We start from the raw sequence: 21,761 nt of genomic DNA on the forward strand, positions 1-21,761 counted from the left end.
ACGGCCTGCGGGACAAAAAATACAAAATCCTCAAGCAGAGACGAAATTGACCTAAGGGAAAGTTATGCAAAGCGCCAATCAATTACTCAAATACCGCCATCTGGGCCACCTGATGGCGGGCGTTGCCGGCGTCGCCTTGCTGGCCGGGATTCCCGCGGGCGCCGAGGCCCAGGCCCAGGCCCAGGCTCAGGCCCAGGCCAAGCCGGCCGCCGCCAAGGAAGACAACACCATCATCGTGACGGCGCAAAAGCGCGAGCAGAAGCTGCAGGACGTGCCGATCGCCGTGACGACGATCTCGGCCAAGCTGCTGCAGGACGCGGGCGTCCATGACATCAAGGACATGCAGATCCTGACGCCGGGCCTGACGGTCACCTCGACGCAGAACGAGACCCTGACGACCGCCCGTATCCGCGGCGTCGGCACGGTCGGCGACAATCCCGGCCTGGAATCGTCGGTCGGCGTGGTCATCGACGGCGTCTATCGCCCGCGCAACGGCGTCGGCTTCGAAGACCTCGGTGAAATGGAGCGCATCGAAGTGCTCAAGGGGCCGCAGGGCACCCTGTTCGGCAAGAACACCTCGGCCGGCGTCATCAACATCATCACCAAGAAGCCGCAGTTCACCTTCGGCGCCGACGGTGAAGCCACCTTCGGCAACTTCAACTACCAGGGCTATTCCGCCTCGGTCACCGGTCCGATCGTCGACGACCTGGTCGCCGGCCGCCTCTATGTCGCCAAGCGTTCGCGCGACGGCTACACGGATGTGAACACGGGTGTCGGCCCGCGCACCCTGACCTCGGACCAGGACCAGGACTTCTCGACCGTCCGCGGCCAACTGCTGTTCACGCCGAACGACGACGCCGAAATCCGCGTCATCGGCGACTACAGCCACCGCGACGAGCACTGCTGTGTCGCCGTGCAGACCCGCACCGGCCCGACGGCGACGGCGATCAACGGCCTGGCCGGCGGCAACGGCGTGGCCACGACGGCCGATCCGTCGGCGCGCCTGGCCTATTCCAACCGCGACACGCATCAGGTCGTGCGCGACGGCGGCATGTCGGTCGAAGCCAATTTCAAGCTGCCGAATTTCTTCGATTCGAAGCTGACCTCGATCACTGGCGTGCGTGACTGGATCGCCACCAACGGCCAGGACATCGACTATACCGGCGCCGACATCCTGTATCGCCGCGACAACGGCGACTTCAACGCCCGCTTCAAGACCTTCACCCAGGAAGTCCGCCTGGCCGGCGCGACCGAACATAGCGACTGGCTGTTCGGTGGCTTCTACGCCAAGGAAGACCTGACGCGGAACGATTCCTACGTCTACGGTTCGTCCTACGAGCCCTATCTGGGTCTGCTGATGTCGAGCGGCACCGATCCGGCCTTTGTCGGCCGCCTGACCAGCCCGGACGGCGTCTCGGCCCACGCCACGGCGCACTTCGTGCCGGGCCAGGGTGCGCTCGACCACTACACCCAGGGCGACACCAGCTACGCGCTGTTCACCAACGATTCGTGGCGGGTGGACAAGCTCGAGTTCACGCTCGGCCTGCGGTACACCAACGAAAAGAAGGACATGACCGCGCTCTACACCAACTCGGACGGTGGTGCGGCGTGCGGCGCGGCCCTGACCCAGTACACCAAGGCGGCCACCCTCTACGGCACCTATGGCGGCCTGGTCGGCGCGGTCACCCATGGCGCCAACCCGGTCTGGGCCAACGCCATCTCGACGGGCCAGGCCACGACTCTGGTCGGCGCCATGTGTCCCTTCTGGGCCAACCCGGCCTTCAGCGGCCGCAGGGTGGCGGACAGCCATTCCGAAGGCGCCTTCTCGGGCACGCTCAAGGCCGCGTGGCACGTCAATGACGACCTGATGACCTATGTGTCGTACGCTCGCGGCTACAAGTCGGGCGGCTACAATCTGGACCGCGCCCAGACGGGCGTCACGCCGGACGCGTCGCTGTGGTTCCCCGCCGAAACGGTCGACAGCTACGAACTGGGCGTCAAGACCTCGCTGTTCAGCAAGGACCTGCAGCTCAACGTCACCCTGTTCGACCAGAAGTACCAGAACTTCCAGCTCAATACCTTCCTCGGCACGGCCTTCATCGTCGAGTCGATCCCGGAGGTGGAGTCCAAGGGCTTCGACGCCGACATCTACTGGCGCACGCCGGTTCCGGGCCTGAGCCTGCAGGGCGGCGCGTCGTATGCCGACACGCGTTACGGCAAGTTCACGGCGGGCGACCTGATCAACCCGGCGCACTTCCCGGGCCTGTCGCTGCTGCCGGGCGCCCAGATGTCGTTCGCCCCCAAGTGGACGTCGTCGCTGGCGGCCACCTGGAGCGGCAACCTCGGCGGGCTTCGCGCCTCGGCCAACCTGACGGCCAAGTATTCGTCGAAGTACAATACTGGTTCCGACCTGATCCCGTACAAGGAACAGGCGGCCTATACGCTGGTCAACGGCCGCATCTCGATCGGTCCGCAGAACCGGCGCTGGGCCGTGGAAATCTGGGGCCAGAACCTGACCAACGTCACCTACAAGCAGGTCGTGATCAACGCGCCGCTGCAGGGCACGGGCTTCCAGTCGACAGTCCAGTCGAACGGCACCTACTACAACCAGACGCTCGACTCGAACACCTACGACGCCTTCCTGGGCGCGCCGCGCACCTACGGCATGACCCTGCGGGTGAAGTACTAGGCCTCAAGCGAAAAAGGCAAACGAACAAGGCGGTCCGTTCGGGCCGCCTTTTTTGTTGGCCGTTTCAAGGTGTACAATGGTTAACTTGACTCGAAATCGGCCGGGGTAAAGGCTCGGTGCAGGCAAGCAAGCAAGCAAGCAAGCAAGGAACATGACATGGATCGGCGGCAATTCCTGGCCAGCGCGGCCACGCTCGGTGTCAGTGCAATCTGGGCCGGGCGCGCCGCAGCGGCGTCGCGTGTGGCGTGGCGCGAGGATCGGGCGCTCTACCCGCAGGGTGTCGCTTCGGGCGATCCCGACGATCACAGTGTCATTCTGTGGACGCGAAGGCCGTTCGATCAGGGCGATCGTCACGCGTTGACCGTCGAGGTAGCGAGCGATCCCGGTTTCAACCACGTCGTGGCCGGCAAGCGCGTGCCTGTGCTGGGTGCAGCCGACTGGACCTGCCGCGCCCTGGTCGGCGGACTTAAGCCCGCGACGGAGTACTGGTATCGCTTCAGCGACGACACTGGCGCCGGCAGCCGCGTCGGCCGCACGATCACGGCCCCCGGCGCGTCGGACCCGCGTCCGGTCCGCTTCGCCTTCGTATCGTGCAACAGCGTCAATGAAGGCGCGCAGAACGCCTATCGCCGCATGATCTGGGAAGACGAGCGCGCGCCGGCCGATCAAAAGCTGGGCTTCGTGCTCCACCTCGGTGACTTCATCTACGAGGTCGTCGAATATCCCGACGAAGTGTCGCACCGTTACGCACGCACCGTCTACGATCTCGGCCGCATTCCCGACGGGCGCAAGGTTGGTAATTTCCACGTACCGACCACGCTCGAAGGCTATCGCCACGTCTATCAGGCGCACATCAACGACCCCGACATCCAGGATGCGCGGGCGTATTGGCCCTTCGTCGCCATCGGCGACAATCACGAATTCTCGTGGCAGGGCTGGCAGAGCTTCATCAAATACGGCGGCAAGCCCGAGCCGGCCCAGCGTTTGCGCGTCGCCGCCAACCAGGCGTGGTGGGAATACGTCCCGTCGCGCGCCCGCAAGGCGTCGGGTAGCGCGCTCGATCAGTTCGACCCGCCGGTCGTCGCCGATGTGCCGATCGAGACCTTCGACGACGATGGTTTCGGCACCGAGCCCAATAACCGCATCGCGATCGCCAGCCTGACGGCGTATCGAAACCTGCGCTATGGCAAGCACGTCGACCTGATCCTGACCGACTTCCACAGCTATAACGCGGCGGATCCTACGGACCGGCCCGAGGCACAAGCACTCGACTCGGGAGAGTATCCGGTCCTCCCGCAGGAATGGTTGGAAATCGTCGACGGCGGAAGGGACTTCGACGGCGGCAAGCCCCCGGCGACCATTGAAGTCGGCGACAAGAGCATTGCCAATTACCGCAAGGACGAGCCCGCTTACACGATGCTCGGCAGGGAGCAGAAGGCGTGGTTGAAAGCGCGGCTGACGGCTTCGACCGCGACCTGGAAGATCTGGGGCGCGACCAACGGCACGCTCGACGCGCGGACCGATCCGCAGAACCTGCCCGAAGGCCTGGTTCCAGCGAAGTGGCCCGGCAAGGGTTTCGGTGTTTTTCCGGGTGTCGATTTCAGCGGGGCGTTCGCCGAGCGCGCGGAAATCTACGACCTGGTGCGCGACCAAAAGGTGTCGGGCTTCGTCACCGTATCGGGCGACCGCCACAGCTTCTGGGCAGGCTACGCCGCGCCGAAACTGCCGCCCGCGGGCTTCGATCCGGTGGGGCTGAGCTTTATCACCGGCTCGATCTCGGCGCCGGGTATGGCCGAAGCGACGGAATATGCCAAGGCGTCGGCGCTCAGTCCATTATTCGTGCGCAAGGTCGAGGGCGCCGCTCCGGAGACGACGGTCAATCTGACGATGAAGCGCGGCGTGCGCGCGGCGCTCGAATATGCGAGCAGCGGAGACATCGTGAAGGCGAGGGCGCTGACCAATCCGGACGTCGCGCCGCATGTGGAATTCGTCGACATGGCCGGACACGGCTATTCGGTTGTCACCGCCGGACCCGAGGCTATAGACACCGAATTCGTCTGTATCGTCCGTCCGATCGTCAAAGCGACCACGCCCGACGGTGGGCCGTTGCGGTATCGTGTATCGCATAGCGCCAAGCTGTGGCAACCGGGTGAGCCGCCGAAGCTTGAGCAGCGGGTGATTGAGGGGGATGCAAAGCTGTCGGTTTGAATGAGTAGCGAAGGGCTTATCTTCCTCCCGTCGCGGATCGACAGAAAGGGGACCGCAAGATTACGGGGCGCGCTTGTAACAACCAAAGAGATGTAGTGGTGCGCGCTCTTAGTTTTTTCGAAATAAGGGGAACAGAATATTCCACTCCGACCCCTTTTCCCGACCCCTTTTCCCAAGCAAAAATCCGTGCCGATCCATCGGTTTGGCGCGCGTTTTTCTGTTACCAGGTAAAGCGTTGAAAGCGGTCCGTGCGAGAAGCGGTATCGTGCCCGCGTGCTTGAAGCGTAATTGTGTATATGTCGGACGAAAGATCCTCGACCGCAGCGACGTATTGCTCCATGTCGACAATACTCAATTCGACGATATAGGGCGTGTTCTGCTTAGTCTCGGTCCTAACCAGGCCGGATGTCCCAACGTCATTTATTCCCTGCCAGAAACCATGGATGATAGTATTCCGAACTGGGTAAAGCTTATCGAACTTCTCACCGATGATGACTGCTTCCGAGGGATGCGTCCGTCTGGCGGCGCTGACTAGAGCTTTCGATCTATCGGCGGCTTGCTGCTTCAAGAACCTAAACCGTTCATCTTCGAAATTGCTCCCAGTCTGGGCTACGATCATCGCAATAGCGGTGTACTCCAACTGGCTCCACTTTTGCACGAAAGTACCAATGGAAAATGGCATAGCCATCATGCTGACGTAAGGTTCGGGCACGCCCAATCTTTCCATCATAAATTTAATTGAGTTGTGCACGTAAGTCTCCGTCTTATCACCTACACTCTGAAGGCGGCCGCCATCGAGCAAGCGGGCACCAATTTAAAGGTTTCACGTCTCGGCCATGGACGGCACGGCGCGAGCAAGCCCAAGGCGGCGGCGAAAATCTTCTTCATGGAAATATCTCCATACGCTCGATGCGAGCCGTTACATTGTAGCAACCAGCTCTAGGGCGGCAACAACCGGCTCAGTCTCTTGATGCCATCTCTGCCGCCCAGACCGAGGCAGATGAAAACCAACGGCGGAGTATGCTCGGGCGCTGACGCTGAGGATTCAGCCGAAAAATGTATGGGTCCAGGTTCGCGCGGCGCCAACCTTCTATGCGTTCTAAAATGATTGGAAAGTTTGGGCCATCAATGTCATCGTCGCGTCCGCTTCGGTCAAAGAAATAAATGCCGCGGACCTCGTCCATTAGGGTGTCGTAGGTATAACTATCCAGCGTCTCCGTTTCCCGCCGCACATATCGATACAGCGTGCTGGTTAAGGCACGGAGAGAAGCCACATCGATCATGTTTTCTATCAGGTTTTCCCTGGATAGCTGGCCATCGTGTTCCCAAGAAGCCAGGGCCAAACCGTTGAGCCGGCTATTGACCAACTGCATCGTTGACAATACGTCAGCCAAACGTTCTTGAATGTCGGCGCGTGGCGACGCTTCGATCGCGTCTTGGAGGCGCTGTACGATATTTGCATCCAGAGGCGGGGCAGCAAAAACGCGACCTCTCCGATCCTCTAAGTCTTGCTCTAGATCAGCAAAAATGAGGCGCAATCCTTCTACTTGAGCATCCGTGTAATCTATGATGTCAGAAAGCAAGAGCGGCATAGCAGCCCGAACTGCCAGATGCCTCCGATGGAGGCGTTGGCGTTCCTGACGACCAGATTGCGATATTTGCACCAGGAGGAGCCAGGCTGCCGCCATCGACACCGCCAGCGCAGACGAACTTACAATTACAGAAAGATAGTTTGTCTTATTCGATGCTAATTGCGCACAGACTGCCGCGACATCAGCCGGTTTAATACCTTTGCCGCAAACCTTATCGAAGTCGTATGTAGGCGACAAGGCCGAAGCTGAAGCGCCGGTTACCGCGGGCGCCGGTCGTCCTGTTGTTGGGACTGCCGGTTTGGTGTGCCCCGCCGTCGGGAACACGTAGAAAGTTACCGCAAGGGACGCGGCAACGGAAAAAACCAGCTTTCGCACTATTTTCGCCCCCCTTATCATTTCCTACCTCAGTTGTGCTACGCGACATAGCACAACGGTACCGTGAGTGCAGTGCTTTGTGGGCAAGTCGGGATTTGTCTTTCCAAACCACACGAGCCTTAGAGTTGCTCAGTCGCCAAATCTTTCAACAAAGTGCGACAGGTATAAATGGGTCAGAGTCATTTCTGGTGGGGCGGTTCCGCCGTGGGCCACCTCGGTCGAACGGCGATGTCTGCAAATGGGCAAAAGCGAAACACGCCGTAACGGCACAACGCAGCAGAATGCATCCGACTGCGCGGTCAAGTTGATCGCCAACCGAACGGGCCCGCCCTACAACCTGATCTCGCCGCTTTCGATCTTGGCCAGCATGTCGTGCGTTACCGGCTGGAAGACGTCGTCGCACAGAATGAACAATGGATCCTCGGTCTTCGACGGATCGAAGCCTTCCTTGATCAGGTCCATCTTCTTGTACTTGAAAGTCCCCGTCGTCTCGACATGCTGCAGCAGGCGGACGAAACGCGGGCGGGCATAGACGGGCAGGTGGTCGTCCATGTGCGACTTGAACGCCGCCAGGTCGAAATCGTCACGCGCGATGATCGCCGCCATGCCCGCCTTGCCGTCGGCATTGGGCACAGGCACGCCGTAGATGATGGCTTCTTCGACGCCCGGGGCGGAGGCCGCGTATTCGGCGACTTCGGAGGTCGAGACGTTCTCGCCCTTCCAGCGGAAGGTGTCGCCGATACGGTCGACGAAATAGAGATAGCCTTCCTTGTCCTGGCGCATCAGGTCGCCGGTGCGGAACCACTGGTCGCCCTTCCTGAAGACGTCGGTCAGCACCTTCTTCTGCGAGGCCGCCTTGTCGGCATAGCCGGAATAGGCGTGGCGCGCGTCGGCGGCGATATGGCCGATCGCCTCGCCGATTTCACCCGGCTTGCATTCGACGCACAGGCCGTTCATGCCGCGGTCCGGCATCTCGCTTTCGACGTCGAAGCGCACCAGGCGGACATTGAACTTGTTGCGCAGTATCCTGGGCACCCGCGCGATCGCGCCGGAATGACCGTCGAGATTGAACAGCGACACATTGCCTTCGGTCGAACCATAGAATTCCAGGATTTCCGGCACGTTGAAGCGCTTCTTGAAATTGTCCCAGACTTCGGGGCGCATGCCGTTGCCGAAGGCCATCTTGAGCTTGTGCTTGCGTTCGTCGTCGGGATTGGCGGCCGGCGGCGAATTGACCAGGTAACGGCACAGCTCGCCGATATAGACGATGTGCGTGATGTTCTGGCTGCGCACGTCGGGCCAGAACTGGCTGGCCGAGAACTTGCGCTTGAGCACGAAGGTGGCGCCGTTCATCAGGGCGGCGCCGACCGCGCACAGGCCGGCCGTGGCGTGGTAGAGCGGCAGCACGCAGTAGAGGCGGTCGCCCGGCTTCATGTCGGTAAGGCCTGCGAACGCCTTCATGTAAAGCTGGGCGCGGGCGTTGGAAATCTTGGCCGCCTTGGGCAGGCCGGTGGTGCCCGAGGTATAGATGTAGAGGGCGACATCGTGCGCCTTGAGGCTGGAGCGCGGCAGGCGGTCGGGGCGCACGCTCGATGCGCCCTTGATGGCGGCGTCGAGGCTGCGGCGCTTGTCGGTTTCCTGTTCGCGCGGCAGGTCCAGCACCCACAGGGCCTGGAAACGCTCGACCTGGCTCTCGATATCGAGGAAACACGGCATGGTTGTCATGTCGACGAGCGTCAGCGAGGCCATCGAGATGTTGATGCAGTGCGCCAGGCCCGCGCCGGTCAGCGAATTGTTGATCAGGGCGGTGACGACGCCGATCTTGTTCAGGCCCAGCCAGATGCCGAGATATTCCATGCGGTTGGGCATGAACAGGGCGACCGTGTCGCCGGCCTTCAAACCGCGTTGACGCCCCCAGTGGGCATAGCGGTTGGCCATGGTTTCAAGCTGCTGGTAGGTGAGGGTGCGGCCCTCGAAGATCAGCGCGGTATTGGTGGGATACTGGTCGGCGACCTTTTCGAAGTCGTCGCACACCAGCGTTTCGGCATTGGGATCGACGCTGCGGATTCGTCCCAGAATGCGCAGCAGGCGCTTCATGAAGACGGTGTCGCGCTTGATCTTGGCGATGAAACCCATGCGGCTGTCGGCTCCCCTGATCGTTGTGTCGAATCCTATAGTGGAATCATCACCACACAAAGCCTCAATATGTCGTGAATCGTGTTTTTTAAAGGCTTTGCTTGACGCTACGGTGAGGGAAGGCGGGGCATATAAAAATTTGGGCGAAGTCACAGACTTCGCTTCGCCCCTCCCTGCTTGCGGCAGGGCTATCGCATATGGAATTTGCCGGGTTCGTTTTTTATTCTTCCTCTCCCCGTTTAAGGGGAGAGGGTAGGGTGAGGGGTGAACCGTCAGCAGATACGCGCGCGGAAGATGCCGGATTTACCCCTCATCCGACCCTTCGGGCCACCTTCTCCCCTATTCAAGGGGAGAAGGAAAAAGCAATGCGTCACCCGGGAATGCCATATGCGATAGCCCTGCTGCTTGCGGGGAGGGGGGACCGCGCGAAGCGTGGTGGGCGGGGCTTCTTTCTTACTTTCGTCGCGTACTAACCAGTTTCAATACCTCGCCCTTGTTCCGTCGAACACAATGCGCTTCACTGCACTGACAGAAAGAGCCCCGCCCACCGCCTTCGGCGGTCCCCCCTCCCCATAAATGGGGCGGGCCGAAAAATCTTTACCAGTACGCAAAACATCGCGTGTGTTGGTGGCGTGTCATCCCTCGGAAACCGCTGGTCAGTAGGTATCAATCCTATAGGCACGGAGAATTGAATAGGGCATAAGACCTGCCGTTAACAGATTCCGCGGGGACGCATGCCGACGCAGAACACGCCGAACGCCGAAAAGGCCCCATCGGGGGCCATGCACGCGATTGCGGCCTTCATCGACCGGCTGTGGAACGCCGACGACAAGACCCTGCGCTGGGTACTGGGTGCGCTGATCCTGGCCCTGGCCTGCTTCAACTTCCTGCGCGACCTGAACAATCCGAACCATGCCTTCTGGGACGAGTCCTATTACCTGACCTCGACCGAGCGCTATATCGAGCACACGGCGCAGTACGCCTCGCACCCGCCGCTCGGCTTCATGTTCATGGATTTGGGCACAAAGATCGTCGGCGGCAACAAGGGGCTGAACACGCACCCGCTGGCCGAGGTCAAGAAGATCGATTCCCGCACCCTGGTGAACGGCTACGACTTCACCGGCATCCGCCTGCTGGCCGGGGTGTTTTCGGTGGTCAGCTGCGTGCTCTTCTACCTGATCGTGCTCAGGCTGATCGACGAAGCGTTCGAAGCCTTCGTCTTTTCGCTGCTCTTCGTGTTCGAAAACGCCTTTATCGTCCACTTCCGCGCGGCGCACCTCGACCCGTACCAGATGACGTTTACGCTCGGTTCGGTCCTGGTCTGGCTCTATACCTTCGCGCGCGAGCCGAAGCGCCCGATCCTAACCTATGCTGCGTTCGGCCTGCTGTGCGGGCTCAGCTTCATGGTCAAGGTCAATTCGCTGGTCATGCTGGCGCTCGGCGGCTTCAGCCTGCTGCGCGACCTGTGGATGGAGCGCAATCGCACAGCGCTTGTCCGCAGCCTGGTGCGCGGCACGGCCATCGCCGGCGCCTTCGCGGCGACGGTCGCGGCGGTCTTCTGCCTGCACACGGTGCTGAACCCCAGGGCGCCCGATCCCAATACCGAGGCCGGCAAGCGCGACCTGCACTATATGACGACGCGCTACCAGGACTGGATGAACGGCAAGGCGCCGCTGTCGGTGGGCGTCTTGTGGGATGCGTCCAGCGGCTACTACCAGTACATGAAGCATGACTTCGATTTCGAGGTGAAGGCCGAGAAGAACGGCTCGCAGCCCATCGAATGGCCGCTGATGTCCAAGCCGATCAACTACCGCTGGGACTTCGACGGCAAGAAGACCGCCTATACCCAGATGGTCGGCAACCCGGTCAACTGGGGCCTGAGCATCCTGGGCCTGATCGGCGCGGCCGTGCTGATCCTGCGGCGGCGGTCGTGGAAGGATACGGATCTCGACCACCGCGACATGGGGCGGCTTGAGGTCATGTTCGCCATGTTCATGATCTTCTGGTGGCTGCACATCTATCTCGGCACCCAGCGCGTCATGTATATCTACCACTACTTCATCGGCCTGGCGCTCAGCTACATGATCGTGGCCCTGGTCTTCCGCATCGTCAGCCGGCGCTATGCCATCGTGGCGAAACACCGCTTCTCGATCCTGTGCGCCATCAGCCTGGCCATCGCCGGCGGCTTCCTGTTCTACTCGCCGCTGACCTATCACTACTATCTCAGCCGCGACGAGTGCGAGCTGCGCAATGCGCCGTTCCCGGCGCTGATCTGCCAACCGGTGAAGAAGAAATGAGCTATCTCGATCTCGCAGCGCGCGGAAAGACCTTCTTCTGGCGATATCTCGCTACGTGGGTCGTGGCCTTTATCTTTGCAATCCTGCTGGTCGTGCTGGTCATCGTGCCGCTGGCCCTGACGCACGTCGTGTCGAAGGACTTCGCCACGCAGATGCAGTCGCCGGACCATCCGCTGTCCTTCTATACCGGCACCGGCATGACCTTCGGCGCGGTCCTGGCGGGCTTTGCCGCCGCCATCGCCATCTTCCATAAGAAGTCGCCGCGCGACATCATCGGTGACTGGCGCTGGCCGCTGTTCGCGCTGGGCGGGATCGTCTGGCTGGTGCTTCTGGGCATAGGCACCGGGCTTGATGTCGCGCTGCGTCCCGGCGGGTTTCAGTGGACGGCGTCCAGCCTGAGCGCGCCCATTGTGCTGGCGGCGTTGGCGGGGCTTGGTGTCCAGACCTTTGCCGAGGAATTCATCTTCCGCGGCTACATGACCCAGGCCTTCCTGCACTGGGTCAAGAACCCGGTCATCGCCTCGGTCCTGAGCGGGCTCCTGTTCGGCGCCTTTCACATCCCGAACGGCATCCCGCAGGCTTTTGCCGCGACCGTGTTCGGCATGGTCAGCGCCTATGTCGCCATCCGTACCGGCGGCCTTGCGGCGACCTACGGCATCCACCTGGTCAACAACGTCTTCGCCGCCGTCGTGATCGTGTCGACCAGCGATATCTTCAAGGGCACGCCGGCCCTGTGGACGCAGCATACGCCGGACCTGCTGTGGGTCGATGTGGCGTTCGAGTGCGTGGCTCTGGGCGTCGTGCTGCTGGTTTTCACCCGTAAACGCTGAAAGCGTTACATCGCGCTGTAAAATTTGACTGGCAGGGCGGCGGCCGGTGTGACACATCGATATCCATGGGGCCCCATTTAATTCGGCGGGCCGACGGGATTTCGATGATCAAGGATTTCCGGCGTTTGCGGCCGGTCGTGTCACGGTGGTTCAGCCTGCGTCACTGGCGCTCGCAACTGGCCTTCTGGAGCGGAGGGCTGCTGGTCGGGCTGGCCGCGGTCGTGCTGGCAAAGCTGGCGGACGGCGCCCAGCTGCTGTTCGATGAAGGCCTGAAGCTGGCCTGGTGGATGCCGCTGATCGTAACACCGGCAGGCTTCGCCCTTTCGGCCTATGCCGCCCGGCGCTGGTTTCCCGGCTCGCAGGGCAGCGGCATCCCTCAGGTCATCGCTGCCGCCGAGATCGTGCGCCACCATCCGCGTGCGCTCGACCGGCTGGTATCGCTGCGTATCCTGATCGGGAAGGCGGGATTGCTGCTGTTCGGCCTGCTGACCGGCGCCTCGATCGGCCGCGAAGGCCCGACGGTGCAGATCGGCGCCATCATCATGCGGCTGACCGGGCGGATCGGCGGCGTAGCCGGCAACGAATCCGCTCTCCTGCTGGCGGGCGGTGCGGCGGGCGTCGCGGCAGCGTTCAATACGCCCCTGGCCGGTATCGTCTTCGCCATCGAGGAACTGGGCCGTTCGTTCGAGCAGCGCACCTCCGGCACCGTGATCCTGGCCGTGATGCTGGCCGGGGTGGCGTCGCTGGGCCTGCTTGGCGACTATACCTATTTCGGCCATTCGACGGCGGTGCTGATGCCCATCCCGGACCTCTACGCCGTCATCGTCTGTGGCATCGGCGGAGGGCTGTTGGGCGGGGCCTACAGCCGGGGCCTGATCTACGGCCTCAAGCACATGGGCAAGGCGTTCGGCGGCTGGATCGGCCGCCACCCCGTGGTGTTCGCCGCCATCTGCGGCCTGTTGCTGGCCGTGCTCGGCGTCGTCGCGGGCCGCGACATCTTCGGCACGGGCTATGGCCGCGCCCGCCTGCTGCTCCAGGGTGTCGAGTCTCCGTTTCATGAATTCGGCGTGCTCAAGCTGGTCGGCACCTTGCTCTCGACCGTCAGCGGCGTGCCCGGCGGCATCTTCGCGCCGTCCCTGGCGACCGGCGCGGGGATCGGCGCGGAGCTGCACTGGCTGCTGCCGGTGGCGCCCCTGGCGACCATGGCGCTGCTCGGTATGGTCGGCTACTTCTCGGGCGTGGTGCAGTCGCCGCTGACCGCCTTCGTCATCGTGATGGAGATGACCAACAGCCACGACATGGTCATTCCGCTGATCGCCACCAGCGTCCTGGCCTACAGCATGTCGCGCCTGGTCTGCGCCCGGCCGCTGTATCACAGCCTGTCGCAGACCTTCGTCAAGCAGGAGCGCGACAACCGCATCGAGGCGAAGACCGACGCCGCATAGGCTTTATGGGTTCAGCCCGTCTTCCAGGAACATGGGCACGGGATCGATGGCGATGCCGGCCTCGGCGATCAGCGCCGCAAGGCCGGTGTCGAGCGCGGCCAGGGTCTCCGGCGGTAGCGCCGCCATGGCCTTGATCAAGGTTTCCTGGATGGTTTCGACGGGCTGGCTGAGGGCCTGCCGGCCCGCGCCCGTCAGCTGGATTTCACGGCGGCGGCCGTCGTCCGCCGCGCGGACCCGGACGATAAGGCCGCGCGTTTCTAGTCGCCCGACCACTTCCGACACCGAGCTTTGATGCGTCAGGGTGCGGGCCGCCAGGTCGCCGACGGAAATGCCGGCGTGGGCGTCGATCAGTTTCAGGATCAGAAGCTGGGCCGAGGTCACGCCGTCCGGTCCGCCGATCTGGGCCGAGGACTGACGCACGGCCTGCACGACGCGCCTCAGATTGTCTAGGACCCTTTGCGGGCGGGAGGCAACGGCGTCCATTGGGGCCTCTATCGCGGCAGGTCGATGTCCGAGATGATCCGTTCGCCGCCGAAGCGCGACAGCTGAACCACCACGTCGATCAGCGACTTGGCGTATTCCAGCGTCTCCAGCCGCGTCAGCTGCGTGCCCGACTGCATGACCATCAGCGCGATCTGTTCCAGCGCGCCCTTGGGCGTATTGGCGTGGACCGTGGTGAAGGACCCCGGGTGGCCGGTATTGATGGCGCGCAGGAAGGTGGTCGCTTCCTCGCCGCGGATTTCGCCGACGATGATGCGGTCGGGACGCAGGCGCAAGGATGCCTGAAGCAGGTCGTTGATGGTGACGCGCGCTTCGCCCAGCTCGCCCTTCACCGCGACCAGGCGCAGGGAATTGGCGTGGTCGTCGGCGATTTCCGGCGTGTCCTCGACCAGGATGATGCGCTCATTGGCCGGGATCGTCTTGAGCATGGCGTTGAGAAAGGTCGTCTTGCCCGACGAGGTGCCGCCCGAAATGAGGATGGTCTTTCTCGCCTTCACGGCCTCGCGCAGGAACTTGATCGGCTCGGCCCGGGCGCGCGCCAGGGCGTCGCTGCCGTCGCCGCCGGACACGGTCTTGATCGGGCCGCGGTCGTAGTCGTCGAGCGCCAGGTCGACCATGCGGTGGCGGCGGATGGCCATGGCCCAGTGCTTCGCCGCCGGCGGCCCGACCAGTTGCACGCGCTCGCCCGACGGCAGGGACGCCGCCAGCAGGGGATTTTCGCGGTTGATGCCCTGGTGGGCCATACGGGCGATCTGGGCGGCCAGGCGCGACAGCAGGGTGTCGTCGACCTCGGGCATTTCCAGCCGGCGCATGGCGGGCTCGCCCGACACCTCGACCCAGACCTCGCCCGGACGGTTGACCAGGATTTCGGTGACCTCGTCCTTTTCCAGCCACGGCAGGAAGGGCTTGAGATAGGTGCGCAGGTAGACGCCGTCGAGCGCCACGACGCCGCCGGGCGGAGGATTGATCAGGTCGGCGGCTTCGGACGACACCTCTATTGCCCCAGGGCGAAGTCGAGGTCGCGGGCGGCGAAGACCTGGATGGGCGCGCCGGCCCCGACCTTGATGGTCGGCGGAATCTTGACGTCGTTCGACAGTGCCTCGGTCGCCACGTTCTGGGCGTCGGCCGAGGTGCCGATGACGATGGTGCTTGAGCTGCTGCTCTTCAGGCTGCCCGCCAGGCCGTTGACGACCGACAGCAGCATGGCCGCGCCGAACCGCTTGGCGAAGTGGGTGTCGACGCTGCCCGACATGCCGGCCTGGCCGATATCGTCGATGCCCGGCGACGCCAGCTGCACCGACAGGCCGTCGGGGCGCAGGAGGCGGGTCCAGATGATGAAGGCGCGGGTCTCGCCGCTGGCCAGGCCGCTCTTGTACTGGCCGACCAGGCGCGAGCCGCGCGGAATGAGCACGGTCGTGCCGTCGAAGCTGCGGATGTCGCGCGAGACGACCGCGCGGGTATAGCCCGGCAGGTCGGAATTGATGGCGGTCTCCAGCACGGCGGGAATGACCGAGCCCTGGGGCACGACCTTGGAGGGGTCGCCGATCTTCTGGGCCTTTTGCGTCACGTCGCCGCTGACGCGGGCGGCGAACTGGTCGTTGGCGCTGAGCGTGGCGGCGCCGCCGCCCGCGGCGGCCTGGGCCGCCGGCTGCTGGGGCGAGGGCGCCGAGCTGTTGTCGATGACCAGGGCCGGAGCGCGCATGGCGTTCGGATCCTGCTGGGGCGCCTGGGCCTGCGGCTGGGCCGGCATGGGCTGGACCAGCGGCGTCTGGGGCTGCTCGATCGGCGTGTTGAGCGACGGATTGATCGGCGGCAGGGTCGAGGGCTGTTGTTGCACGGGCGGCGCGGCCTGGACGGGCGGCGGGGGCGGCAACTGACGCGGCGGCTGCTTGTCGAGCACGACGAAGACCAGGGCGCCGAGGCCGAGAATACAGATCGTGCCGACGATCATGGTCGTATCCATGCCCGAACCGCCGCGCGCCACCTTGGGCAGGGCGCGTTCCGAGGCGGCCTCGAGATCGTCCGGCGTCATCTTGAGGCGCGGATCGTTGCCGGACGGCAGGGTGTTGCGGGGGGCTGCCATTACTTCGCTCCCTTGCGCGGCTTGGGCGACTGCGCGTCGAGGCCCTCGACCTTGTAGGCGTCATTGTAAAGGATCGCACGCAGATTGCCACGGCGCAGGACATAGGCGCGGGCGACCTGTTCGACGACCAGGTAGTCGCCGCGCGCCGAATAGTTGACGATGCTTTCGCTGTTGTCGGCGTTGAGCGCGTAGACGGCCGGGGTCGGCACGTCGGCCGCCCAGCGGAAATAGGTCGACTGGGTGTCGTTGAACACGCGCAGGGGCACCAGATCGGTGGCGCCGGTATAGGAATAGGCGCTGTTGCGCTTTTCCACCGGCGGCAGGAAGGCGTTGGGATCGACCGGCGCCTTGGGACCCGCCGTGACGGGCGTCCCGACCGGCGTTTCCGGCGGATAGTGGAAGCGCAGTTCGTAGGCGACGCGGCCCTTGTTGCAGTCGGCTTCCGGGGCGTTGCGCAGCTCGAAATTGTAGGTGCGCTTGTCGGTGATGACCGTCAGATTGGTAAAGGCCTTGGCCGAGGTCGGCTTGAGGAACATCAGGTCGCCGCGCTTGTTGGCGGTGACCTGCCAGGCCGAGCTGTCGCCGATCGACACCGTGTCGACATGCTCGTTCGAGGCAAGCGTGACGGTCGTCTGGAAGCCCATACAGCCGGCCAGGCGATAGATTTCGCCGGCGTTGAAGTCGACGATGCGCAGGCGCGAATCGAGGTCTTCGATCGGCATATTGATCGGCGTGCGTTCGGAATACGGGGTCGCCTGCGGCGGCTTTGTCGACTCGCGTACCGGGCGGGCCTGGAGGTTCTGGCCGGGCTGTTGTGTCGGCACGGTCCGGGTCTGGCCCGGATCCTGGGCTTGCGCGAGCGCAACACCTGGCAACAGCAAAAGAAGGGGAAGGACGCGTTTCATCATGTCGTGGGTTCCGCCGGTTTAGCAGCCGGTTGGGACGGAAGCGGAGAGGTGGGGCGGGAGCGGAAGCGCTGGCCCAGGCCCTGCACGCGGCTGAAGCGGTCGGCCGAGCCCTGGCCGCCGCGCGATTCCGGATCGTAAAGGCCCAGCGTTTCGGCGCGGGCGGCGGGCGTCGCGGCGCCTTGGCCCGCATCGCGCGAAACGGCGGTGACCAGCGGCTCGGTGCGCTGGAACGCGTCAGAGCTGCGGGCAGACCCCGACAGGGCGGCCAGGGCCGGCGCGGGCGTCTGGTAGACAGGGGGCGCCGGCGCCGGGGCGCTGCTGCCGCGGCCGCTTCCCGGCTTGTCGCGAAGCGCCGCCTGCCAGTCGCGCACCAGGGAGGCGGCGACCCACATCAAGGTGAACAGGAAGGCGCAGTAGATCAGCGAGCCCATGAACAGGATGACCATGGGCTGGACCGCCTTGACGGCGGCCTGGGGATCGTTGCCGATCGACTCGATCAGCGGAATGAACAGCATCAAGGCCGCCGTGCCGCCCAGCACGATCAGCATGGGGGCCAGCGAGAAGATCAGGCTGGTGCGGATCCAGCCGTTGAACAGGCCGCGCGTCTGCGGAAAGAGACCTAGCACGATGAACAGAGGTCCGATGATCAGCAGCAGGTACAGCACCATGCGCGTCAGGATGAGCGCGCCGAGCGTCGAGACCAGCATGAACAGGCCCGACAGCCAGAACAGGGTCACCGGCATGGGCTTGGGCCCCAGCATGCTGGAGGCGGCGTCGGCCTTGGCGGTCGCGGCCTGGCCGGCCGTATTGCCGTCGAGCTGCATGGCGATGTCGGCGAACTTGACGAACAGGCCGTCCAGCCCCTGCGCGAAGTGCATGACGGCGCTGCCGCGTTCGCCCAGCAACGCCGCGGCGACTTCGTCCGGGCCGTTCATCAGCAGGCCGTAGAAGATGGCGTGATAGGCCGGCCACGCGGTGACGAAGGTCAGGACCAGCGCCATGGTGACGATGCGCGGCGACATCATGGTGATGGTCAGCTGCGTGCGGCCGGTCATGAAGCCGTAGGCGATCAGCGCGACATAGATGATCAGCGCCGCCTGGAGGGCATGGCCGAAGGCGCCCCCGGGCCCGAACAGGCGGTCATAGCCCGTCTGCACCGCCTGCGTGATGTGGCAGTCCATGGCCTGGAGCGAGCCCGAGACGCTGGTTTCGCCGACAAGGGTGATCTGGGGGCAGTACTGCATCTACGTCCCCTTGCGCTTGCGGCGCGTCGCCGCTTCCGGCCACGGTTCGCCCAGCAGGGGCTGCCACCAGTTTTCCGGCTCGTCGCCGAGGCGCGCGCGCAGGTCGTCGAGCTGGCGCACCGTCGATTCGCGGCCCGACAGCACGGTCAGGATTTCCGGCATGGCCGCCAGGTCGAGGCGCGCGACGACGGAGTGGTTGCCGTGCTTGACCAGGAAGGCACGCGACGAGGCCGGCAAGGCGCGGATCAGGTCGAGTTCGTGCAGGGTCAGGCCGAAGCCGTCGCAATAGTCCTCGGCCTGGGCGCGGGGATTGGGCATGAAGATCTGCGTCGCCGACTGCTCGATGATGGCGGTCGAGATGCGGGAATCGAGCGCGTCGCGCGCCGACTGCGTGCCGAAGCCGAGGATGGCGTTGCGCTTGCGCAGCGTCTTCATCCAGTTGCGGATGGCGGCGGCGAAGATTTCGTCGTCGAGCGCCTTCCAGCCCTCGTCGATGATGATGATGGTGGGCGTGCCGTCCAGCCGCTCCTCGACGCGCTGGAACAGGTACATCATGCACGGCGTACGCAGAATCGGGTCGTTCAGCAGCTGCGTCATGTCGAAGCCGAGCGTGCGCGCATTCATGTCGAGCGCGTCGAACTCGTTGTCGAACAGCCAGGCGTGCTCACCCGTGCCCACCCAGGGCGTCAGGCGCGCGGCCAGGTCGCCGTGCGTAGGACGGCGGACGCCGCCCAAAAGTTCGCGGAAGTAGCGCAGGCGGCGATACTGCGGTTCCTGCTCGAAATTGGCGTCAACCGCCTCCGAGACGATGGCTTCTTCCTCGGAATTGAGCGGCAGGTCGGGACGCGTCAGCAACTGCGCGATCAGGGTGCGCAGGAAGGCGCGGTTCGACGCGGTGTCGGCCAGTTGCAGCGGGTTGAAGCCCGTGGGCTCGCCCGGGCGCAGGGTGTCGTAATGGCCGCCGATGGCGCGGATGAAGATTTCGGCGCCGCGGTCCTTGTCGAACAGGATTGTGCGCGGCTTGAACTTCTGCGCCTGCGCGGCCAGGAAGTTCAGCACCACCGTCTTGCCCGAACCCGACGGCCCGATGACGGTGAAGTTGCCGAGGTCGGCCTTGTGGAAGTTGAAATAGTAGGGCGTGGCCGAGCTGGTCTCGAAGACCGTCACCGCCTGGCCCCAGTGGTTGCCTTCGGGCTGGCCGATCGGGAAACCGTGCAGTGAGGCAAAGCTGGCGTACGCGGAGGTCGAGATCAGCGCCTTGCGGGCGATATAGCCTTCATTGCCCGGGAACTGCGCCCAGAAGGCCGGTTCCAGGTTGACGTCCTCGCGCACCGCCACGGCGCCGAGGTCGGCCAGGGCCGCCAGGCACTGGGCGGCGGCCGGATCGAGGCTGTCCAGCGACTTGGTGCGGACCAGAAGGCTCATATGGTGTTCGCCCAGACCCATGGCGCCGGTGGCCAGGTCGTCCTTGGCGGCCATCAGGCCGGCGCGTAAGGACAGCGCCTCTTCGTCGGCGGCGCGCATGCGGCGGAGCGCCAGGTTGATGCGCTCAAGCCCGATCTGGCGGTCGACGAAGCCGAAGCTTTCGGTCAGCGTCATTTCGAACGGCAGGCGCAGCAGGGCGTCGCACATGCCCGGCGTGGCGTTGGGCGGATAGTCCTTGAGGCTGAGGATGGCGCCGTAGTCCTTGCCGTCGTTGACGTTGGACTGCTCCATGGCCTCGAGGCCGAAGCTGGCGCGGCGATAGGGCAGGTAGTTGCCGATATCGTCGTGGGTGCGCAGGACGGGGCGCATCTCGCCGTTATACAGGGCCGACAACAGTTCCAGAATTTCGGAACAGCGGCCGTTCTGCGTGTCGTAGCCGCCGAGCACGCGCGGGCCGTAGGCCTGGAGCGCCGCCGTCAGGGCTTCGGTCGCGGCTTGCAATTCCTTGTGGTCGCGGGCTTCGGTGGCGGCCGCGGCATTGTCGCCCAGCCCCTTGCCGAAAATGTCGGCGATCTTCTCGGCGAAACCCACCTTGCCCTTGGGGTTGCGGCGGACGACGGTGATGAAGAGGTCGTTGACGAAGAGCTGGCGCGACGACAGGCGTTGTTGCCATTTTTCCTGAATTAAGGAACAGACGGGATCTTCGAACGACGATTCCAGCCCGACGCTGACCCTGCGGCGGATGATGTGGTGATAAAGGACGAAGCGCGACGACCCGATGGCGCGCAATGCGGCTGCCCGGACGATCTGGCGGTGGTTGACCTCTTCGGTGTCGGCGGTCTCGAAGGCGAAGCCCTCGAGATAGATCGACTGCATCAGGCTGCCGTCGCGCAGCACGATGGTGCGGTCGTCGAGAAAATGGTCGTAGGGCAGGCGGTCGCCTACGCGCGCTTCGGTCTTGAACCAGCTTGCGAACCCGCCATTGCCCTTGCTGTTGTCGGCCATGATACGCGGCCCCTACGGATGATACGAATTGCAGCGCCACAGGCGCCAGTTCTTGATGCGCTGGCAGCGCGACACCTGGGTCAGCCACAGGTCGAAGACGCGCGGTTCGCGCAGGCACGCCAGGTAGCCGACCACGTGGACCAGGGCCGCTACGGCGAACGCCCAGAAGGACCGGAAGATCAGAAAGACCTCGGTCGTGACCACGGCGTTGATGATGAAGTAGCTATAGGTCACGCCGGCGAACATCTGCGGCTGGGTCAGCGCCTTGAACACCGGGGATTTGATAAGGTCGGCCATGGGTCCTGTGCGGAAGGGCGCGAGTGGTTTCGCGGCCGTCCCCTGTAAAGCGGAGTTTCAAGGCGAAACGGCGACGGATCGTGTTTCACCCTGAAACTATAGAGTCGTGGCGGGCAGAAAAGTGTACGCCTTTTTGCCCGGTCGTCGCGGCACGTATTGTTACTAATGCGCGACGGCCTGAATTCCGCCGACGATCGTCGCGGCGCCGAACAGAATGAAGACGCCGATGATGACCGTGGCGCCGTAACGCCAGTTCATGCGGCCGGTCAGCATCATGAAGCCGACCATGGCGACGGCGATGACGGCGACGGTGGTGGCCACCTTGCCCATCAGCGTGCCCTGGATCCAGTCGACGGCGCCGGTGATCGGGGACGAGCCGGCCGGGCCGGACTGGGCGTGGGCGGCGGTGGCGAAGAGCGCCGATACGGCGGCCAATGCCATTGATTTGGCTGAATTTTTCAGTGTCACGTTCCTTTTTCGGCCCATGGGACCTCTCCCTCGAAGAAATGCCAGGATCGCCTATCCCGGTTATATGGCGGGCTTATGTCAGACGATTGCTTTTTGATCCTGACGGAATCGCAGTTAACGCTAATGATTGCCAGGGGAAAAATCAACCGCGACGGGCGGCTGCCGCGCGATTGCGCGGCGCCGGTCAGGCGATGAGGCTCTGTCCCCTGTTTTTTACCGGATGCGTTAACCGGCGGTTACGATTGATGCCGCCGCGCA

The 21,761-nt window shown here is 63.8% G+C and carries 16 protein-coding genes; 5 read left to right on the forward strand and 11 right to left on the reverse strand.

Annotation, left to right across the window (positions count from 1 at the left end):
- Positions 1–64: 64 nt before the first annotated feature.
- The gene (locus tag AB8717_RS06350; protein ID WP_443750193.1) at positions 65–2,689 is read left to right on the forward strand and encodes a TonB-dependent receptor; all 2,625 of its coding nucleotides are present in this window, start codon (positions 65–67) and stop codon (positions 2,687–2,689) included.
- 156 nt (positions 2,690–2,845) lie between these two features.
- Complete coding sequence (locus AB8717_RS06355; protein ID WP_443750194.1) at positions 2,846–4,897, forward strand: alkaline phosphatase D family protein; 2,052 nt, start codon at positions 2,846–2,848, stop codon at positions 4,895–4,897.
- A 220-nt stretch (positions 4,898–5,117) separates the two neighbouring features.
- Here the strand turns inward: AB8717_RS06355 and AB8717_RS06360 are convergent, their stop codons facing one another.
- From AB8717_RS06360 to AB8717_RS06370, 3 genes are all read right to left on the reverse strand, one after another.
- Entirely contained in the window at positions 5,118–5,648 is a 531-nt protein-coding gene (locus AB8717_RS06360; protein WP_443750195.1) for a hypothetical protein, read from the reverse strand.
- Between the two features lie 208 nt (positions 5,649–5,856).
- Positions 5,857–6,864 (reverse strand): hypothetical protein, encoded by a 1,008-nt coding sequence (locus AB8717_RS06365; protein ID WP_443750196.1) that lies wholly within the window; start codon positions 6,862–6,864, stop codon positions 5,857–5,859.
- 330 nt (positions 6,865–7,194) lie between these two features.
- A complete protein-coding gene (locus AB8717_RS06370) occupies positions 7,195–9,000 on the reverse strand; it encodes a long-chain-acyl-CoA synthetase (RefSeq protein WP_443750197.1) in 1,806 nt (601 codons plus the stop codon).
- A gap of 734 nt (positions 9,001–9,734) precedes the next feature.
- Between AB8717_RS06370 and AB8717_RS06375 the strand changes: the two genes are divergently transcribed.
- The 3 genes from AB8717_RS06375 (at position 9,735) to AB8717_RS06385 (ending at position 13,572) form a co-directional block, all read left to right on the forward strand.
- Positions 9,735–11,297, forward strand: coding sequence for a phospholipid carrier-dependent glycosyltransferase (locus tag AB8717_RS06375; protein WP_443750198.1), 1,563 nt, complete (start codon positions 9,735–9,737; stop codon positions 11,295–11,297).
- Entirely contained in the window at positions 11,294–12,127 is an 834-nt protein-coding gene (locus AB8717_RS06380) for a lysostaphin resistance A-like protein (protein WP_443750199.1), read from the forward strand. Before AB8717_RS06375 ends, AB8717_RS06380 begins: the two co-directional genes overlap by 4 nt.
- Positions 12,128–12,231: 104 nt before the next feature.
- Positions 12,232–13,572 (forward strand): chloride channel protein, encoded by a 1,341-nt coding sequence (locus AB8717_RS06385; RefSeq protein ID WP_443750200.1) that lies wholly within the window; start codon positions 12,232–12,234, stop codon positions 13,570–13,572.
- A gap of 3 nt (positions 13,573–13,575) precedes the next feature.
- Here the strand turns inward: AB8717_RS06385 and AB8717_RS06390 are convergent, their stop codons facing one another.
- The 8 genes from AB8717_RS06390 to AB8717_RS06425 form a co-directional block, all read right to left on the reverse strand.
- Positions 13,576–14,055: a MarR family winged helix-turn-helix transcriptional regulator gene (locus tag AB8717_RS06390; RefSeq protein WP_443750201.1), complete on the reverse strand. Its 480-nt coding sequence runs from the start codon at positions 14,053–14,055 to the stop codon at positions 13,576–13,578.
- A gap of 8 nt (positions 14,056–14,063) precedes the next feature.
- The gene (virB11, locus tag AB8717_RS06395) at positions 14,064–15,065 is read right to left on the reverse strand and encodes a P-type DNA transfer ATPase VirB11 (protein WP_443750202.1); all 1,002 of its coding nucleotides are present in this window, start codon (positions 15,063–15,065) and stop codon (positions 14,064–14,066) included.
- 2 nt (positions 15,066–15,067) lie between these two features.
- The gene (gene virB10, locus AB8717_RS06400; RefSeq protein WP_443750203.1) at positions 15,068–16,156 is read right to left on the reverse strand and encodes a type IV secretion system protein VirB10; all 1,089 of its coding nucleotides are present in this window, start codon (positions 16,154–16,156) and stop codon (positions 15,068–15,070) included.
- Positions 16,156–17,064, reverse strand: coding sequence for a TrbG/VirB9 family P-type conjugative transfer protein (locus AB8717_RS06405; protein WP_443750204.1), 909 nt, complete (start codon positions 17,062–17,064; stop codon positions 16,156–16,158). The genes virB10 and AB8717_RS06405 overlap by 1 nt, the downstream gene beginning before the upstream one ends.
- Positions 17,061–18,308 carry a type IV secretion system protein gene (locus tag AB8717_RS06410; RefSeq protein WP_443750205.1) on the reverse strand — a complete coding sequence of 416 codons (1,248 nt, stop codon included), beginning with the start codon at positions 18,306–18,308 and terminating at the stop codon, positions 17,061–17,063. Before AB8717_RS06410 ends, AB8717_RS06405 begins: the two co-directional genes overlap by 4 nt.
- Positions 18,309–20,738, reverse strand: coding sequence for a VirB4 family type IV secretion/conjugal transfer ATPase (locus tag AB8717_RS06415; protein ID WP_443750206.1), 2,430 nt, complete (start codon positions 20,736–20,738; stop codon positions 18,309–18,311).
- A gap of 12 nt (positions 20,739–20,750) precedes the next feature.
- On the reverse strand, positions 20,751–21,035 hold the full coding sequence (locus AB8717_RS06420) for a type IV secretion system protein VirB3 (RefSeq protein ID WP_443750207.1): 285 nt from the start codon (positions 21,033–21,035) through the stop codon (positions 20,751–20,753).
- Between the two features lie 162 nt (positions 21,036–21,197).
- Positions 21,198–21,476, reverse strand: a complete 279-nt coding sequence (locus AB8717_RS06425) for a TrbC/VirB2 family protein (RefSeq protein ID WP_443750208.1) — start codon at positions 21,474–21,476, stop codon at positions 21,198–21,200.
- Positions 21,477–21,761 lie beyond the last annotated feature (285 nt).

It is taken from the genome of Asticcacaulis solisilvae (genome assembly GCF_052327315.1).
In the GTDB taxonomy this organism is placed as follows: domain Bacteria; phylum Pseudomonadota; class Alphaproteobacteria; order Caulobacterales; family Caulobacteraceae; genus Asticcacaulis; species Asticcacaulis solisilvae_B.

Coding starts and splice junctions, on each gene's coding strand:
- AB8717_RS06350 (WP_443750193.1), top strand. CDS start 65: ATGCAAAGCGCCAATCAATTACTCAAATACCGCCATCTGGGCCACCTG.
- AB8717_RS06355 (WP_443750194.1), top strand. CDS start 2,846: ATGGATCGGCGGCAATTCCTGGCCAGCGCGGCCACGCTCGGTGTCAGT.
- AB8717_RS06370 (WP_443750197.1), bottom strand. CDS start 9,000: ATGGGTTTCATCGCCAAGATCAAGCGCGACACCGTCTTCATGAAGCGC.
- AB8717_RS06375 (WP_443750198.1), top strand. CDS start 9,735: ATGCCGACGCAGAACACGCCGAACGCCGAAAAGGCCCCATCGGGGGCC.
- AB8717_RS06380 (WP_443750199.1), top strand. CDS start 11,294: ATGAGCTATCTCGATCTCGCAGCGCGCGGAAAGACCTTCTTCTGGCGA.
- AB8717_RS06385 (WP_443750200.1), top strand. CDS start 12,232: ATGATCAAGGATTTCCGGCGTTTGCGGCCGGTCGTGTCACGGTGGTTC.
- AB8717_RS06390 (WP_443750201.1), bottom strand. CDS start 14,055: ATGGACGCCGTTGCCTCCCGCCCGCAAAGGGTCCTAGACAATCTGAGG.
- virB10 (WP_443750203.1), bottom strand. CDS start 16,156: ATGGCAGCCCCCCGCAACACCCTGCCGTCCGGCAACGATCCGCGCCTC.
- AB8717_RS06405 (WP_443750204.1), bottom strand. CDS start 17,064: ATGATGAAACGCGTCCTTCCCCTTCTTTTGCTGTTGCCAGGTGTTGCG.
- AB8717_RS06410 (WP_443750205.1), bottom strand. CDS start 18,308: ATGCAGTACTGCCCCCAGATCACCCTTGTCGGCGAAACCAGCGTCTCG.
- AB8717_RS06415 (WP_443750206.1), bottom strand. CDS start 20,738: ATGGCCGACAACAGCAAGGGCAATGGCGGGTTCGCAAGCTGGTTCAAG.
- AB8717_RS06420 (WP_443750207.1), bottom strand. CDS start 21,035: ATGGCCGACCTTATCAAATCCCCGGTGTTCAAGGCGCTGACCCAGCCG.
- AB8717_RS06425 (WP_443750208.1), bottom strand. CDS start 21,476: ATGGCATTGGCCGCCGTATCGGCGCTCTTCGCCACCGCCGCCCACGCC.